Here is a 17,293-nt window from a genome sequence, read left to right as displayed (position 1 = left end):
TTTAGCTGAGATAATCTTGTAATGCTTTGGGCTCAAGTTCACCGCTTGTCGCCTTCAGTTCTTTGATCGCTGCTGCTGTTGCTCGTGCAGCGGCCAATGTAGTGAAGTAGGCTACATGGTTGGCAAGAACGGATTGTCTAATCGTTTTAGCATCATCTTTACTTGCTTTGTTGTCTGAAGTATTGATAGCCAGTGCTATCTCTTCATTTTTGATCATATCATCAATATTCGGACGGCCTTCTGAAATCTTGAGTACTTTGGTCGAAGGTACACCTGCGGCTTCCAGTGCGGCATGTGTTCCCGATGTCGCAACGATATCAAAGCCGAGATCGATGAACATCTTACCTATTTCTCCTGCCTGAGGTTTGTCTATTTCAGTAAGAGAGATGAAAAGTTTGCCTTCTAGAGGGATATTGTTCTTACTTGAAAACTGACTCTTGGCAAAAGACATACCGAAATTGTCACTGATCCCGATAACCTCACCGGTTGATTTCATCTCCGGCCCGAGGATCAGGTCAGATCCCGGGAGCTTGTTGAATGGGAATACTGCTTCTTTAACTGCCACGTGGCCTTTAAGGTTCGGTTCCATGATCACTTTGTCAAAATTTACCACGCCAAAAGTATCGTAGAACTTGAGTGCTTCTCTGAGATCTCCCTGGAGCATAACTCTGGTTGCTACTTTTGCCAATGGTACACCTGTAGCCTTTGATACAAACGGCACGGTTCTTGAGGCTCTCGGGTTTACTTCGATCAGGTAGATCTCACCTTTATGGATGGCATACTGGATATTCATAAGACCCACTACACCAAGACCCAGTGCGATCTGTGCCGTTTGTTCTTTCACTTTCTCTTGAAGCTCCTCAGAGATAGAGACCGGAGGAAGAGAACATGCAGAGTCACCTGAGTGGATACCTGCCTCTTCAATATGCTGCATGATCGATCCGATGTAGACCTCTTCCCCGTCACAGATCGCATCGACATCAAGTTCAATAGCACTGTCCAGGAATTTATCGATCAGTACTGGTGCATCGTTGGATACGCTGACGGCTTCATCCATATACTCTCTGAGCTCAGCATCAGAGTAGACCGTACGCATACCACGTCCACCAAGTACGAAACTAGGGCGTACAAGTACAGGATAACCGATACGGTTTGCGATCGTCATCGCTTCATCTTTGGCAAATGCAGTACCGTTATCAGGCTGCTTTAGTCCGAGATCATTGATGAAAGTAGAGAACTGTTCTCTGTCTTCAGCAAGGTCGATCACTTTTGCCGTGGTTCCGGAAATATTCGCACCGATCGCTGTAAGGTTCTTTGCCAGTTTCAATGGCGTTTGTCCACCAAAGTGTACGATCACACCATCGGGCTTTTCAAGTTCGATCACACTTCTGACATGTTCAAAATCGATAGGTTCAAAGTAAAGGACATCTGAAGTGTCATAATCTGTTGAAACAGTCTCAGGGTTACAGTTGTACATGATGGACTTCATCCCCATATCTTCGATAGCAAATGACGCATGCACACAACAGTAGTCAAACTCTATACCCTGACCGATACGGTTAGGTCCGCCACCGATCACAAGTACCTTTTTCTCTGTAGATTCAGCTGCCTCTTGTTGTGGAAGCTTGGTTATATTCGTTGTAGAGTAGAGGTAAGGGGTCAATGCTTTAAATTCCGCAGCACAGGTATCCACTTCATTATATTCCAGTAAGACACCGGCCTTTTCTCTGGCATTATAGATATCATTTTCTGTAAGGTTGAGACCCTCTTTTTTGTTAATGACCTCTGCGATCATCGCATCAGAGAAACCTTCACTTTTTACTTGTCTAAGACGTGTGGCATCAGAGAGCAGGGTGATCTCCATCTCTTTTTCACGCTGTGCAAGTTCTTCAAGCTGGTAAAGGTACCATCTGTCGATCTTACAAAGGTCAAAGATAGCATCCACACTCATTCCGCGTCTGAGTCCTTCAAATACATACAGCATACGGTTCTCATTTGGACGTCTGATCTCTCTGACAAGCTCTTCACCATCGCATTTGATCGGGTTAAAACCGATCAGTCCTGTTTCCAATGAACAGAGTGCCTTTTGGAAAGACTCTTTAAAGGTTCTACCTATACTCATTACTTCACCCACAGACTTCATAGAAGTTGTGAGGGTAGAGTCTGCAAGAGGGAATTTTTCAAAGGTAAATCTCGGAAGTTTTGTGACCACATAGTCGATCACCGGTTCGAAACTCGCTGGTGTTCCCGTAATGTCATTTGTGATCTCATCCAATGTAAATCCGACAGCCAAAAGTGTTGCTACTTTAGCGATAGGATACCCTGTAGCTTTAGATGCAAGTGCAGAAGAACGGCTGACTCTCGGGTTCATTTCGATGACGATCATACGTCCTGTATCCGGATTGATAGAGAATTGTACATTGGACCCGCCTGTATCAACACCTACTTCACGTAAAATCTTGAAAGAGGCATCTCTCATATTTTGGAACTCTTTGTCCGTAAGCGTCAGAGCAGGGGCAATGGTGATCGAATCTCCTGTATGTACACCCATAGGATCAAAGTTTTCGATAGAACATACGATAATACAGTTATCCTGACTGTCCCTGATCACTTCCATTTCGTATTCTTTCCAGCCTAACATAGATTCCATGATCTCGATCTCATTGATCGGACTTGCATCGATACCTTCTGCCGCCAGTTTTTTGAACTCTTCCATATTGTATGCTACACCTGAACCGCCACCGGCAAGTGTAAATGAGGCTCTACTGATGACAGGGAAACCGATCTCTTTGGCTACTTTTATCGCTTCATCAACACTGTAGGCATTGGCACTCTTAGGCAGATCCATACCGATCTTGATCATTGCTTCATTAAAGAGTTGTCTATCTTCCCCTTTTTTGATGGCATCCGGATGTGCTCCAAGGAACTTCACATCTTTAAGCATTCCTGCTTCATACATTTCCATAGCAACGTTAAGTGCAGTTTGCCCACCCATGGTAGGTAAGATCGCATCAACATTTTCTTTTTTGATAATTCTATCAATGACTTCCGGTGTAATAGGTTCAACATAGGTACGGTCTGCAAACTCAGGGTCTGTCATGATCGTAGCAGGGTTAGAGTTGATAAGAACGACTCTATAGCCTAATTCCTTGAGTGTTTTAGCTGCTTGAGTTCCAGAATAGTCAAATTCACAAGCTTGACCGATAACGATAGGCCCAGAACCAATAAGTAAAATAGTGTTGATGTCATTGCGTTTTGGCATGGAGAAATACCCTTAATTTTTAGTTGGTTATTATACATGATTTAGATGGAAAAAGCCCTTAAAAAAGGGCAAAATACGCTTTTAAAAGAGGTCTAAACTACTTGACCCGATTTCAAGCTTCTTCTTATTGACTTTTCTAGGTGCTTCTACGATTTCTGAAACTTCAGCAGGCTCGATAACATCTTCTTGTGTCTGGTCAATACGTCTCGGTATACTGGATACAACAGGTGTACTTATATTGGCATCTTTGAGCGGTTCCACCGAACGGTCCTGCTCAAAATTGATATCAGGAGTACTGTATCGTGTTGCCATGTTGGTTCTGTTAGCATCATAATTTTCTGCAAGGGTGGCTTTGGCATCATTGATCAGGAAAAATGCTTTAGGATGGAAAATATCACTGTAGGTTTTGATATGTGCAACTGTATAAGAACTCTGTACTTCTACTTTTGTGACAAGGCCTACAGGTATATCTGCAAAAAATATACCATCCAAACCTGATGTAAGGACGGCATCCCCTTCTTTTATTTTATGCCATTTTGGTATGAACTTGACGATCATTTCATTTTCTTTTAATCCCAAAGCGATACCCGGTGCTTTAGTCTCACCGATGAAGACAGAGAAGCGGCACTTTTTATCTGATGTCAGATAGCCATAGAGTTGATTGTTGCGGACTCTTGCAGTCCCTGCAACGACGCTGCCTTGTATAAGGCCATAGAGTTTATCTTCTGTCAGTCCTTTGGGTTTGGTCAGTATGATCTGAGAAAAACTGTTCAGTTTGACATAGGATATGGTATCGGTGATAGAGATGTTTTTTACAGGAATGTGGCTGAGTGTAGGAAGCACTTCATAAATATCTTTTACCTGTTCTATATAGTGGATCTGTTCAAGAAGGCGTTTACGTAAAATACGGTTCTCTTTACTCAGTTTTTCGATAGACTCTTTTTGGAAAATATAGCTTTGGCTTTTATCTTCTAAATTCTGTGTAAAATGTTTATATTTTTGTTTGATAGGATTGATGATATTGAGAAACGTATCAGAGATACGTTCATCATTTCGTGACAGTAGTACTGTTAGTATGAGTAACAGTATGGCAATGATGACAAGTCTAGTCTTCATATGCCATTTGTTGTAGGATATCTATTTCATCCAATGCAATACCTGTCCCTTTTGCAACAGCAAGAAGAGGGTCTTCAGCGATATATACAGGAAGTTTGACGATATCCGAAAGATATTTGTCCAGCCCTCTGATCAATGCACCACCACCTGTCAGTACAATACCGTTTTCTACGATATCACCGGCGAGTTCCGGCGGTGTTTGCTCAAGTACATCTTTCAGTGCTTCTGCGATCTCTTCTAGAGAATCCTTCATCGCAGCTCTGATATGTTCAGAAGTGATCTCTATAGAAGCAAGGCTTCCTTCAACCTGATCCCTACCACGTACGGTAGTGGTCAACTCTTCTTTCAATGGAATTGCTGTTCCGATCTTGATCTTAAGTTCTTCAGCCACACGCTCTCCAATGAGAAGGTTAAAGTTCTTTTTAATGTAGTCAATGATCGCCTGATCAAGATTATCTCCAGCAACACGAATAGACTTGGAGATCACAAGACCACCCAGTGAAGTCACACCGATCTCTGTTGTACCTCCACCGATATCCACTACAAGGTTACCATTTGGGTCTTTTACCGGTATACCCGCACCAATGGCAGCTGCCATAGGTTCTTCTATGAGGTAAACATATCTTGCACCGGCATTTTCAGCAGAGTCCTTTACGGCACGTCTTTCAACCTGTGTAAGGCCATAAGGTACACAAATAATGATACGTGGGGAGAAGAAACCTTTTCTTCTATGTGCTTTCTCAATGAAATAACGGATCATCATTTCAGTCACTTCAAAATCAGCGATCACACCGTCTTTCATGGGACGAATCGCTTTAATATTTCCCGGTGTTTTACCCACCATATCTTTTGCTTCCTGACCCACGGCAAGAATTTTCTCTCTACCATGCTTGTCATACTGGATAGCGACGACGGAAGGTTCATTGATACTGATACCTTGCCCCTTCACCAGTACAAGTGTGTTTGCCGTTCCCAGGTCGATCGCTAGATCGTTTGAGAACATTCCTAATAATCTTTTAAACATCCATATATCCTTTTAATGCTGCTGTTATGCTGTTATTTTATCTTTTATATATAAAGGTTTTGCACCTGATTCAACGACTTCATCAGTGATCACGACTTCATATCCTTCAAGCTCAGGCAACTCATACATGATATCAAGAAGTATCTCTTCAAGAATAGAACGCAATCCTCTTGCTCCTGTTTTTCTTTCCAGCGCTTTTTGGGCAATACGCGAAAGTGCATCTTCTTCGAAGGTAAGTTTTACATCATCTATTTCAAAGAGTTTTTGATACTGTTTGACAAGAGAGTTTTTAGGTTCAACCAGGATTCGAACCATATCTTCTTTACTTATCTCTCCCAGTGTCGCAAGTACATGCAGACGGCCAATAAGTTCAGGAATGATCCCGTATGTGACAAGATCATCTGCCTCTACTGTAGGAAGAAGATTCTCTTCATCCTTCTTAGAGCGTTTTTCCTGACCAAAACCAAGTATGTTCTCACCAAGTCTTCGTTTAAGAATGTCATTGAGACCATCAAATGCACCCCCGCAGATAAAGAGTATATTAGAAGTATCTATCTGTATAAAGTCCTGGTTAGGGTGTTTACGTCCACCTTTTGGCGGTATATTCACGACTGAACCTTCGATGAGTTTAAGGAGGGCCTGCTGTACGCCTTCTCCTGATACATCACGTGTGATAGAACGGTTTTCACCCATTCTGGCGATCTTGTCTATCTCATCGATAAATACGATCCCCTGTTCAGCACGTTGCGGGTCACCATCTGCTGCCATAAGCAGTTTAGTAAGAATGTTTTCAACATCTTCACCTACATATCCTGCTTCTGTAAGGTTCGTCGCATCTGCAATAGCGATAGGCACATTTAAAAATCTGGCGATCGTTTGTGCCAAAAGTGTTTTTCCTGAACCGGTTGGTCCTATGAGAAGCACATTGGATTTAGCGATTTGTGTATCATCCTGAATGTCGTCTTTGAAAATACGTTTATAGTGATTATAGACAGCAACTGAGAGTGTTTTTTTCGCTTTCTCTTGACCAATGACATAATCATCAAGTAGCGTGTTCAACTCTTTTGGTGTATAGAGAATATGAGGTCCAACGTCTGTTTGTGACTCATCCTGTTCCTCCTCACCAAAAAGGATCTTATAGGCAGAAACAACACAGTTTGAACAGATATAAGCGCTTTCACCCGCGATGAGTGGATTTTCTTCGCTCTCTTGGGCTTCACAAAAGCTACATGTTTTTCTTGTCATTATTTATCCTCATTTGTTTTTGACCGTGTAAACGGAATACCTCTTTTAGAGGTCATAATAAATTCACAAAGTTGTTTGACCTTATCTGAGTCTGTACTTTCAAAAAGTCTTTGTGCTACTTCCTGCAATGGTTTACCTTCTTCAAAAAGTTCCCTGTAGGCTGATTTGAGTGCATTGATATCTTTCCGATCCATTGCTCTGCGTAAACCTGTAAGGTTGAGTCCTCTCAAGTTCGCACGGTTACCTTCAGCCAGACAGAAAGGCGGAATGTCCTGTGATAAAGCACTGGCCCCACCTATCATCGCATAGTCACCGATATGTACGAACTGATGTACAGGGGTAAGTCCACCGATCACCACATGGTTACCCAACTCAACGTGGCCTGCAAGTGTCGCACCATTTGCAAGGATACAGTTGTCTCCAAGGATCACATCATGCCCTAGGTGCACATACCCCATAAGCAGGTTCCCGTTACCTATCCTAGTAACAGAACCTCCACCTTTGGTCCCCGGGTTGAGCAAGGTAAACTCTCTGATGGTATTGTTATCACCAATGATAAGTTCTACACGTTCTCCTGCAAACTTTAAATCCTGCGGTATCGTACCCACCGCAGCATGCGGGAAAATACGGTTATTTTTTCCTATGGTAGTATGGCCCTCTATCACAGCATGTGTAGCCACGGTGGTATTATCCCCGATCTTTACATTCGGGCCGATGTATGCAAAAGGACCTACAGAAACGTTCTCACCGAGGATGGCCCCATCTTCTATGACTGCAGAAGCGTGTATTAAAGACATCAAAAGACCTATTTATCTACGATCATAGCTTTAAGTTCAGCTTGCGCAACTACTTTGTCATCTACATATGCTTTTGCATCAAGTTGCCATACGGCACCTTTGTTTTTGATGACATTGATCTTGTACACCAGTTGATCCCCCGGTGTAACCGGTGAACGAAACTTTGCATTATCGATACTCATAAAGTATACCACTTTATTTTCGATCTCTTCCTGACTGGCTAGATCCATACTTTTAAACGCCAATACACCACCAGCCTGTGCCATACCTTCAATGATCATTACACCAGGGTAGATAGGATGACCCGGGAAATGACCTTGAAATACAGGTTCTGAGATAGAGATATTTTTAAGACCTTCGATATATTCACCCGGAGTAAGTTCAGTAATTCTGTCCACTAGCAAGAATGGGTATCTATGTGGCAATATATTTTGAATGTCTACGACGTTATAAAGCATGTATAAACCTTTATTTTAAAATTGGATTATTTTATCGAAAAGTTTGTAAAAGGCGGTTTATATATTTATTAATACTTCTTTAACATCACTGTAGGTCTTGCTTTGACAAATGATCTCTATCTTGTTGTTTGGTATCTCTTCAACGACCATAATAACAGAGAGATCATAAGGGGTTACACCCAGCTTGGCTCGTACCTCCACTTCTTTACTAAACAATGGTGGGGCATAGATGAGCTCTGTAACGCTTTTATAGTCTGTGCCAGCGAGCTCATTGTAGTATCCAAGCGTGATGAAACGTACCTCATCACGGTTCATATGATACACCTCTCCGATATGGTACTCTATCTTACCTCTTGTATATTCGCCTTTAAGTGTAGAGTAGGGTAGAAAGTGTGCAGGAACGACCTCTTTTCGTACACGCAGTAAGCCCATCATCAAACGCCAGTTCAAGAACCGTTGTTTGATGATCTTGTGAGGGATGTTCGCTTCTTCCATTTCCCAGCGTTTTTCATACATTGCAATGCGCTCTTCTATGGATTCTGGCTGTATCTGTTTTGAGAGCGGTACAAAGAGTTCATCTGCCAGTTTCTCCTGCTGGTCACGCTGAATAGTCAGACCGAACATACATCCACAGTAGTCTTGTCTGTAGAGTGCATCCTCTTTGGCTAAAATGTTCTGTTCCTGAGTACCTGATGCTTTTCTGTAGTCAGGTGCTACAAATGCTATGCCTTCCCTGTGGGCCAATGCATCACCGGCAACTTTCAGTTGTTTAAGAGATTTTTTAGGGCTGGTAAGCAGGGTAGAGGTAAAGCTTGTCTCACCTATCTCACTGGCTTTTTGTGCGGACACCTCAAAGCGTCTGTCAAAACAGACAGAGCAGCGAGATCCCTTTTCTGGTTCATGTTCCAAACCGCGTACAGCCTCAAGCCAGTTTTCCACATCATACTCTCCCTCAATGAGGTCAATACCGAGCATCTTGCAGCTGCGTTTTACATCCAGAAGTCGTAGGTAGTACTCGGAGTAGGGATGAATGTTGGGATCATAAAAGAACCCGGTCAGTTTCTCTTCGGGGTACTCTGTTTGGAGTTTTTGCAAAAAGTAGTGACTGTCGACCGAACAGCAGATATGTACTAGCATGATGACTCCATTATGATTTTTCCAACATGATTATTTCCGCGACTTTCTTGGAACTGCCATGAGAAAGATATCTTTTTAACTCTTCAGCTTTCTCACCAAAGATCTTACGGTCGGTATTGTAGTACTCTTTTAACAAGTTGTCAACTGTCACTTCTTCCTGGAGCAACTCATTATGCAAGGTGGTGTTATTGTAATGGGTAAGTATGATGTTGGCCAAGCCTACCTGTGTGATGCCCAGCAGTTTCGTCCCTATGAAAAAGTCTACTTTCTTAGCAATGTAAGCAAGTGTAAAAGGTGTACCTATGAGTGCAGCTTCAAGTGTGGCTGTCCCTGAACAGATGAAGGCAAACTCAGCACGTCTGAGGGCTTCGTGGGTATCACGCACGATCTCAAACTCTCGATTGCCTTTGTAGAGTTTAGCTATCTTGTTCCTAGAGAAAGAAGGAGGAATGACAAGGAGCGGTCGGATCTCCGGGAATTTTCTGCGCAGTTCCAGAAAAATGGGCATCAGACGGCTTATCTCACTTTTTCGGCTTCCCGGCATGAATGCGATGCATCCTTTTGTCTCTTCTTCAATGCGGTGTACATCTATCTCATCCAGCAGCGGATGTCCGACATACTGTGCTTTATCAGAATTGTAATACTCTATCTCGAAGGGGAGTATGCCGAGCAGTTTATCGCAATACTGTTCCAGCTTCTTAACACGTTTGGGACGGCTGGCCCATACTTGAGGAAGGATGTAGTAAATGATCTCTTTATTAGGGTATTTTGCTTTGAGTTTTTTAGCCAAAGGAAGGTTAAATCCTGAAGAGTCCATTAAAAGTACTTTGTCTACCTCTTTAGCGAGTTCGACCATCTCATCAGCTACTTTAAAGAACCATCGGAGCTTTTTGATGGCATCTACTACACCCATGATGGCCATTTCACTGATATCATACAGTGGTTTACCCTCTTTGATATTTTTGTCGAAGATACCCAGGAGTTCAAGATCATGGGTATGTTTGAGAACCTCTTTTAAATGGAGGTTTGATGAGGGTTCGAGGGCTGAGACGAGAAGCTTCATTAAATGATTCCTTGTTTTGTGCTCATGATTTGCCTTTTTTCAATAAATTCATACGGTGAACCATCCCGTTATAAAAAAAGCACCTGATGCCAACATACCGCCTAAGAGTGCATAAGGCAGTTGTGTTCTTACATGCTCCACATGGTCACACCCTGCCGCCATGGATGAAATAATGGTCGTGTCAGAGATAGGCGAAGAGTGGTCTCCAAAGATCCCTCCTGAGATGACTGCAGCTATGACCAAAGGAATATGCAGGTCCATCGTTGCACCCAACGCTAAAGCAATAGGCATCATAATGGAAAATGTACCCCAGCTTGTCCCTGTTGAGAATGCAGTGATACTTGCCACTAAAAAGATAAGTAGCGGTATGAGTACAGGTGAAATGTTCCCCGTAAGCAAATGAGCCAAATATTTGGCTGTACCAAGATCACCTATGACGTTTCCTATAAGCAGCGCAAAGACCATGATCAATCCTACGGGTATCATATCTCCTATACCTTCATACAACCCTATAAAATAGTTTTGATGCGTGAGTGTTTTGGTCGGTACATAATAGAGGTATATAAAGAGTAACGTGATGATCACAGCGTAGTAGACAGAAGTGGAGCCTGAACCTTTAAATATGTCACCTTCTCCTGTGAGATAGAGACCAACCGGAACCATCAATACCATCACTAAAATAGGCAAAAGCATCCTGTAGGGTGTAGCTTTAATCTTTGTCTCATCATGCTGAACCACATAGGGTACAGGCGTTGCATTCTTGATAGGTCCGATATTAATATTTAAAAATATAACCACTAATACAATCGCCAAAGTAAAGAGCGAATAAAAGTTATAGGGGATAGAAGAGATTAGTAAAGAGACACCGTCTCCTGATATCACCTGAGAGTCAATAGCCGTAACGATGAGCCCTAGCAGCAGGGCACCCCATGCATTGAGCGGGATGAGAGAACAGATAGGCGCAGAAGTCGAATCGCAGATATAGGCAAGTTTTTCCCTGCTGACACTATTCTTGTCACATAGAGGTTTGGCCACAGTACCAGCAACCAGTGCAGTGATAGATGACTCTATAAATATCACGACCCCGATAACATAGGCAAGCAGCATCGCTCCTGTCGGTGAGTCTATTTTCTTTGACCGTTGGCTAAGATAGGCTACGAAACTGTCAACCGCCCCGCTTAGTGTGAGTAGTCTGATAATGGAGCCCACCATCACGATGAAGAGAAGTGTTTTGGTGATCCAAGTTTCTGAGAAAAGTGCGATAACACCGTCAAAAAGAGCAATGAAGGCATCGATAGGGTTATAGGCATTCAGTACCAAGAAACCTGCAAAGATACCGCCCATGAGCGAAACGATCACATCTTTGGTTATAATAGCTAAAATGATTGTCAGCAACGGGATTGCTATTGATAATATTCCATATTCCATAGAAGGATTATACCACATGAAGATTGTACTTGCACTATGTGTCACACTGATCACGCTACAGGCCCAAACAAAACAACTTTTGGTCGTAACAACAAAAAACTGGTCTACACCGATAGGCACTTTGCAACGCTATGAACTAGATGATACACGCTGGAAAAAAGTAGGTGATGTTATAGAGATAAAACTGGGTAGGAACGGTTTGGGATGGGGCATAGGGCTGCATGAAGTACCAAAAGATGCACAGATTATCAAAAAAGAGGGTGATGGAAAATCACCGGCAGGTATTTTCAAACTCAAACAAGCTTTTGGATATGCACCCTTTAATGTTAAGTACCCTTATAAAGTTTACGAAGAGACAGACCATTGTGTGGATGATGTCAATTCTAAGTATTACAATAAAATTGTAGATAGTACACAAGTTGATGTGGATTATAAAAGTAAAGAGCATATGAAGTTTCCTAAAGACTACTACAAGTATGGCATTGTGGTGGATCATAACCATATAGATGAAGATGGAGCCGTAAAGGGGGCTGGGTCATGTATTTTTATGCATATAAAGGATGTACCTACTGCCGGATGTACTGTGATGCATGAGAGTGAGATTCAAGAGATCATAAAATGGCTGGATGCAGATAAATATCCTCTGTTACTTCAAGGGACTGAAGGTCTGGTAACAAGTTTTTGGAAAAGAATTAAAACCTTATAAACTCATCCATAATTGTACATTTAATAGATTTCCTATTGAAGTGTATAAAATTATCCCTCACAAACGTAGCTACAACGAATAACCCTGTAAAATATGTGAGATTTTAAGTTTTTCATTTTTTAGGGAATTAAGATAATATATAGTTAAAGTGTATTCTATGTAAAAAGAAGCCAGAGGAGAAGAGATGAAAACAAGTCCATTGAAAAAAATCTTATTTGTTGTAGTGGTTATAGGTCTGCTCATTTCTGTGCTTATGTTGACAAAATATTGGGATAAGTCTAACCACTATGACGGAATTGCTTCCGGTAATGGTAGACTGGAGACTACACAGGTTGATATCACTGCTAAATATGGAGGGAGATTAACACATATTTATGTCAAAGAGGGAGATATGGTTGAGAAGGGTCAGTTGTTGGCCAAGCTTGATACCAGAGAGCTTGAAGCACGATATAAGGTCGCACTTGCAGGGGTTGAACAGGCTAAAGAAAATAGAAATTATGCTCAAGCTGTAGTCTCTCAAAAAGAGATAGATCTCAAACATAAAGAGAATGATTTTTTAAGAAGTAAAGCACTATTTGAAAGTAAGAGTATCGCTTTGGTTATGTTTGAAGATGATGAAACAGAATACCAAAGGGCGCAAGCAGCACTAATGGCAGCGAAGGCACAAGTGACAAGCTATGAAGCAGCGATCAGTGCAGCAAAAGCACAGGCTGAGAGTATAGAAGTACAACTACAAGAGAGTAAACTCTATTCTCCAGTAAAAGGAAGAGTGCTTTACCGTCTGGTAGAAGAAGGAGAAATGATAGGAAGCGGAGGCAATGCTTTAGTGGTACTTGATCTTATCGATACATACATGACTATTTTTCTACCTACCTCTCAGGTTGGCCTCATCGATATCGGTTCGGATGCACGTATTGTTCTGGACGCACTACCAAATACTCCTATACCATCAAAAGTAAGTTTCATTTCACCTGAAGCACAGTTTACGCCTAAGGAGATCGAAACAGCTACTGAAAGAGAAAAATTGATGTTCCGTGTCAAGGTGAAAATAGCTCCTGAACTCTTGCTGGGACATTTACATAAGATTAAATCCGGATTACCGGGCATTGCTTATGTACGATTGAACGAAACGATGCCTTGGCCAGATTCACTACGTATGAGAGATAGAAACGGTTCAAGACCATGACTTCGATAGCATCTCTGCTTAATTTAAGTCATCGTTATGGGAATACGGTGGCGGTGGATAATGTGAGTTTAGATATTCCCAGTGGTTGTATGGTTGGGCTTATTGGCCCTGATGGGGTGGGGAAATCGACCATATTGGCACTCATTTCAGGTGTGAGAAAAATACAAGAGGGATCAGTCAAAGTTCTTGATGGAGATATGAGATTTAAAAAACATCGGAGCAAAATAGGCCCTCGAATTGCTTATATGCCTCAGGGGCTTGGCAAAAACCTTTATATGTCTCTTTCAGTGGAGGAAAATGTCGATTTTTTCGGCCGTCTTTTTGGACAAGGAAGGGGTGAGCGTCAAGCTAGGATAAATGAGTTACTTGAAAGTACGGGGCTTGCACCTTTTCGTGATCGTCCTGCAGGTAAGTTATCAGGTGGTATGAAGCAAAAACTTGGACTTTGCTGTGCGCTTATTCATGACCCGGATCTACTGATTCTGGATGAACCTACAACAGGTGTAGATCCGCTTTCACGCAGGCAATTTTGGGTACTGGTTGAACGTATGAGAAAGCGTAGGGAAGGAATGAGTGTTATTATCGCCTCAGCATATATGGAAGAGGCGGAGCGCTTCGATTGGATAATTGCGATGGATGATGCAAAGCTTCTGGCTACAGGTACGCCGGATGAGTTGTATAAAAAGACAAGTACCGATAATCTCGATGATGCCTTTATTGCTTTATTGCCTGAGTCAAAGCGCCGGGGATATAAAACTCTTGTCGTCCCGCCACGTACCGATATCATGGATGAGAATGGAGAAGAAGCTATCATCGCGAAGGGACTTACGATCCGCTTTGGTGACTTTACTGCTGTAGATGATGTGAGCTTTAGTATAGATCGTGGAGAGATCTTTGGATTTCTCGGCTCGAACGGCTGTGGTAAAACGACAACCATGAAGATGCTTACAGGACTGCTCAATCCATCAGAAGGTAAAGCATGGCTTTTTGGTCAGCCCATAGATGTTCAAGATCTTTCTACACGTCATCGGGTTGGGTACATGACCCAAGGATTTTCACTTTACTCAGAGCTGACGGTCAGACAGAATCTGAAACTACATGCACAGCTTTTTCACCTTCCACAAACTGAAGTTGAACCTCGAATAGAAGAGATGATAGATCATTTTGATTTGGAACACTACGCTGATACTCATACTATGGACCTTCCTCTTGGTATAAGACAACGTCTCTCTTTGGCAGTAGCTGTTGTCCATAACCCTCAAATATTGATTCTTGATGAGCCCACTTCCGGTGTAGATCCAGTCTCGCGTGACCGTTTTTGGGAATTGCTCATTGGTCTTTCACGCAATGAAGGCGTAACGATCTTTGTCTCAACGCACTTTATGAATGAAGGGGAGCGTTGTGACCGGATATCATTGATGCATCAAGGGCGCGTACTGGCCAGTGATACCCCTGAAGCGTTAATTCGTGCAAGGAATAAAGAAAATCTCGAAGATGCTTTTATAGATTACCTTGAAGAGGCGGAAGAGAGCAAGTCATTACAAAAAAGTACCCACTTGCAAGCGTCATTTCCCCAGTCAAAACCTCAGAACCGTTTTTTTAGTTGGCTGCGCCTTTTGGGCTACACTTACCGTGAATCTTTGGAGCTGATTCGAGATCCAGTCAGACTTGTTTTTGCTCTTTTTGGAACCATTTTGTTAATGTTCACTCTTGGATATGGGATCAATATGGATGTAGAGGACCTGCACTTTGCTGTTCTGGACAGGGACCAAACACCCCAGAGCCGCTCTTATACTCAGAATCTTTCAGGATCACGTTACTTTGAAGAACAAACTGAGATCAGATCATCCTATGAGCTTGATCAAAGAATGCGTAATGGAGAAATCTCTCTGGCACTTGAAATACCGCCTGGATTCGGACGGGACCTAAAACGAGGCAAATCTGTTGAGATCGGTGTATGGATTGATGGGACAATGCCGTTCCGGGCCGAGACGATTCGAGGGTATGTCAGAGGTATGCACTATGATTACCTGATCCAACAGACAAAAGAGCAGTCAGGGGCTACTCCAGTACTCTCAGCAGTTAATATCGAGATGCGCTATCGCTATAATCAGGATTTTAAAAGTATCTATGCGATGGTACCGGCAGTCATCCCTCTGCTCTTAGTGTTTATTCCGTCTATCTTGATGGCATTGAGTGTCGTGAGGGAAAAAGAGCTTGGCTCTATTACAAACTTCTATGCTACACCAGTAACACGGCTAGAGTTTTTACTGGGGAAACAGTTGCCCTATATCGTTATCAGTATGATCGGATATTTGGGGTTGGTTGTTTTTGCAACTACTCTTTTCGAGGTACCGCTCAAGGGAAGTTTATGGACATTAAGTCTTGGTGCAGTGCTTTTTGTTACAGCAACTACAGGGTTGGGACTTCTGATGTCCTCATTTGCGAAAACACAGATTGCAGCACTGGCTGCAACAGCTATCTTTACTTTATTGCCGACAGTCAGTTTTTCAGGGCTTAATGAACCGGTCAGCTCCTTGGAAGGTGCTGGAGCAGTGATGGGCAATATCTTCCCGGCAACCTATTTTATCAATATAAGCCGTGGCGTTTTTAGTAAAGCGCTTGAGTTTAGTGATCTTAGTTATGATTTTTCTGCGCTTGCAGTTATTGTTGTAGTTATTACGCTGCTCAGTATTACAGTACTGAAAAAACAGGAGGCTTAAATGAAAAAAAGTCTTCTGAACATCTATCGCCTTGGGATCAAAGAACTTCAAAGTCTATGGCATGATAAAATGATGACTATTCTGATTGTCTATACATTCTCTTTTGCTATCTACCTTGGTGCAACCGCAACCTCTTCGGAATTGAATAAGGTTCCTGTTGCTTTCAATGATGAAGATCAATCGGTACTCTCAGCACGGATTATTGGAGCATTTTACAAACCACGATTCCTTCCTCCTGATCTGATAGAGGCAGATAAGATTGACTATGGAATGGATAAGGGGATATACACGTTTGTACTTACCATTCCACCTTCATTTGAGAAGGAAGTACTGCAAGGAAGACAACCTACCATCCAACTCAATATCGATGCTACGCGTATGTCACAGGCAGGTATCGGTGCGGGGTACATACAACAGATGATCAATGATGAAGTCCGCACTTTTTTACAAGGTACTTCAGCTGACAATGACGCTTCACTCCCGGTGGAACTTGTTGCCCGTATGAAGTTTAATCCGGCGCTTGAAAGCACATGGTTTGGAAGTGTGATGGAGTTTATTGAACAGATCACCCTTCTTTCGATCATTCTCTCAGGTGCCGCACTGATTCGTGAGCGAGAACATGGAACACTTGAGCACCTGATGGTCATGCCATTGAGTGCTGCTGAGATCATGCTCTCTAAAGTTTGGTCCATGGGAGTTGTTGTCTTATTGGCCGCAGCACTCTCTTTACAGTTTGTGATTAAAGGCGTGCTGGATGTTCCAATAGCAGGATCTGAAGGGCTTTTTTTATTCGGGGCTTTTTTAATGCTTTTTTCAACAACATCAATGGGGATTTTCATGGGGACTGTCGCTAGATCCATGCCGCAGCTGGGGCTTATTATCATTATCACGATTTTGCCGCTTCATATACTCTCTGGTGCTATCACTCCTTTTGAAAGTATGCCGCAACTGCTTCAAAATTTTATGTTTTTGATGCCAACAAGCCATTTTGTGAGTATGTCTCAGGCTATTCTCTATCGAGGAGCTGGACTAGATGTTATATGGGTTGATATGTTTTGGATTTTTGTCATAGGGATGTTCTTCTTTATCTTTTCCCTTTCAATTTTCAAGAAGAGTTTAAATTAAAAAGATTAAATGATATTGCAAAA

The 17,293-nt window shown here is 42.4% G+C and carries 13 protein-coding genes; 4 read left to right on the top strand and 9 right to left on the bottom strand.

Going from position 1 to position 17,293, the window contains the following annotated elements:
- Window position 1: 1 nt before the first annotated feature.
- The 9 genes from carB to MN086_RS05595 form a co-directional block, all read right to left on the bottom strand.
- Entirely contained in the window at window positions 2–3,262 is a 3,261-nt protein-coding gene (gene carB, locus MN086_RS05635) for a carbamoyl-phosphate synthase large subunit (RefSeq protein ID WP_248575036.1), read from the bottom strand.
- Window positions 3,263–3,343: 81 nt separating this feature from the next.
- The gene (mreC, locus tag MN086_RS05630) at window positions 3,344–4,378 is read right to left on the bottom strand and encodes a rod shape-determining protein MreC (RefSeq protein WP_248575035.1); all 1,035 of its coding nucleotides are present in this window, start codon (window positions 4,376–4,378) and stop codon (window positions 3,344–3,346) included.
- Entirely contained in the window at window positions 4,368–5,402 is a 1,035-nt protein-coding gene (locus MN086_RS05625; protein ID WP_248575034.1) for a rod shape-determining protein, read from the bottom strand. The genes mreC and MN086_RS05625 overlap by 11 nt, the downstream gene beginning before the upstream one ends.
- A gap of 24 nt (window positions 5,403–5,426) precedes the next feature.
- Window positions 5,427–6,647, bottom strand: coding sequence for an ATP-dependent Clp protease ATP-binding subunit ClpX (gene clpX, locus MN086_RS05620; protein ID WP_248575033.1), 1,221 nt, complete (start codon window positions 6,645–6,647; stop codon window positions 5,427–5,429).
- Window positions 6,647–7,444 (bottom strand): acyl-ACP--UDP-N-acetylglucosamine O-acyltransferase, encoded by a 798-nt coding sequence (gene lpxA / locus MN086_RS05615; RefSeq protein ID WP_248575032.1) that lies wholly within the window; start codon window positions 7,442–7,444, stop codon window positions 6,647–6,649. Before lpxA ends, clpX begins: the two co-directional genes overlap by 1 nt.
- Window positions 7,445–7,452: 8 nt before the next feature.
- Entirely contained in the window at window positions 7,453–7,902 is a 450-nt protein-coding gene (gene fabZ, locus MN086_RS05610; protein WP_008242904.1) for a 3-hydroxyacyl-ACP dehydratase FabZ, read from the bottom strand.
- Window positions 7,903–7,959: 57 nt separating this feature from the next.
- Window positions 7,960–9,039: an epoxyqueuosine reductase QueH gene (locus MN086_RS05605; protein WP_248575031.1), complete on the bottom strand. Its 1,080-nt coding sequence runs from the start codon at window positions 9,037–9,039 to the stop codon at window positions 7,960–7,962.
- Between the two features lie 10 nt (window positions 9,040–9,049).
- Window positions 9,050–10,102, bottom strand: coding sequence for a lipid-A-disaccharide synthase (gene lpxB / locus MN086_RS05600; protein WP_248575030.1), 1,053 nt, complete (start codon window positions 10,100–10,102; stop codon window positions 9,050–9,052).
- 48 nt (window positions 10,103–10,150) lie between these two features.
- On the bottom strand, window positions 10,151–11,530 hold the full coding sequence (locus tag MN086_RS05595) for a Na+/H+ antiporter NhaC family protein (RefSeq protein ID WP_248575029.1): 1,380 nt from the start codon (window positions 11,528–11,530) through the stop codon (window positions 10,151–10,153).
- Window positions 11,531–11,546: 16 nt separating this feature from the next.
- Here MN086_RS05595 and MN086_RS05590 point away from each other — a divergent pair, with 16 nt between their 5' ends.
- The 4 genes from MN086_RS05590 to MN086_RS05575 all read left to right on the top strand — a co-directional run bounded on the left by MN086_RS05590 (window position 11,547) and on the right by MN086_RS05575 (window position 17,270).
- On the top strand, window positions 11,547–12,236 hold the full coding sequence (locus MN086_RS05590; protein WP_248575028.1) for a L,D-transpeptidase: 690 nt from the start codon (window positions 11,547–11,549) through the stop codon (window positions 12,234–12,236).
- A gap of 184 nt (window positions 12,237–12,420) precedes the next feature.
- Window positions 12,421–13,422: an HlyD family secretion protein gene (locus MN086_RS05585; RefSeq protein ID WP_248575027.1), complete on the top strand. Its 1,002-nt coding sequence runs from the start codon at window positions 12,421–12,423 to the stop codon at window positions 13,420–13,422.
- Window positions 13,419–16,145 (top strand): ribosome-associated ATPase/putative transporter RbbA, encoded by a 2,727-nt coding sequence (gene rbbA, locus MN086_RS05580; RefSeq protein ID WP_248575026.1) that lies wholly within the window; start codon window positions 13,419–13,421, stop codon window positions 16,143–16,145. Before MN086_RS05585 ends, rbbA begins: the two co-directional genes overlap by 4 nt.
- Window positions 16,146–17,270, top strand: coding sequence for an ABC transporter permease (locus MN086_RS05575; protein ID WP_248575025.1), 1,125 nt, complete (start codon window positions 16,146–16,148; stop codon window positions 17,268–17,270).
- The last annotated feature ends 23 nt before the right edge of the window (window positions 17,271–17,293 follow it).

Origin of the sequence: Sulfurovum sp. XGS-02 (assembly GCF_023213175.1) — a bacterium.
Taxonomy (GTDB): domain Bacteria; phylum Campylobacterota; class Campylobacteria; order Campylobacterales; family Sulfurovaceae; genus Sulfurovum.
This window is presented reverse-complemented; position numbering and strand designations above follow the sequence as displayed.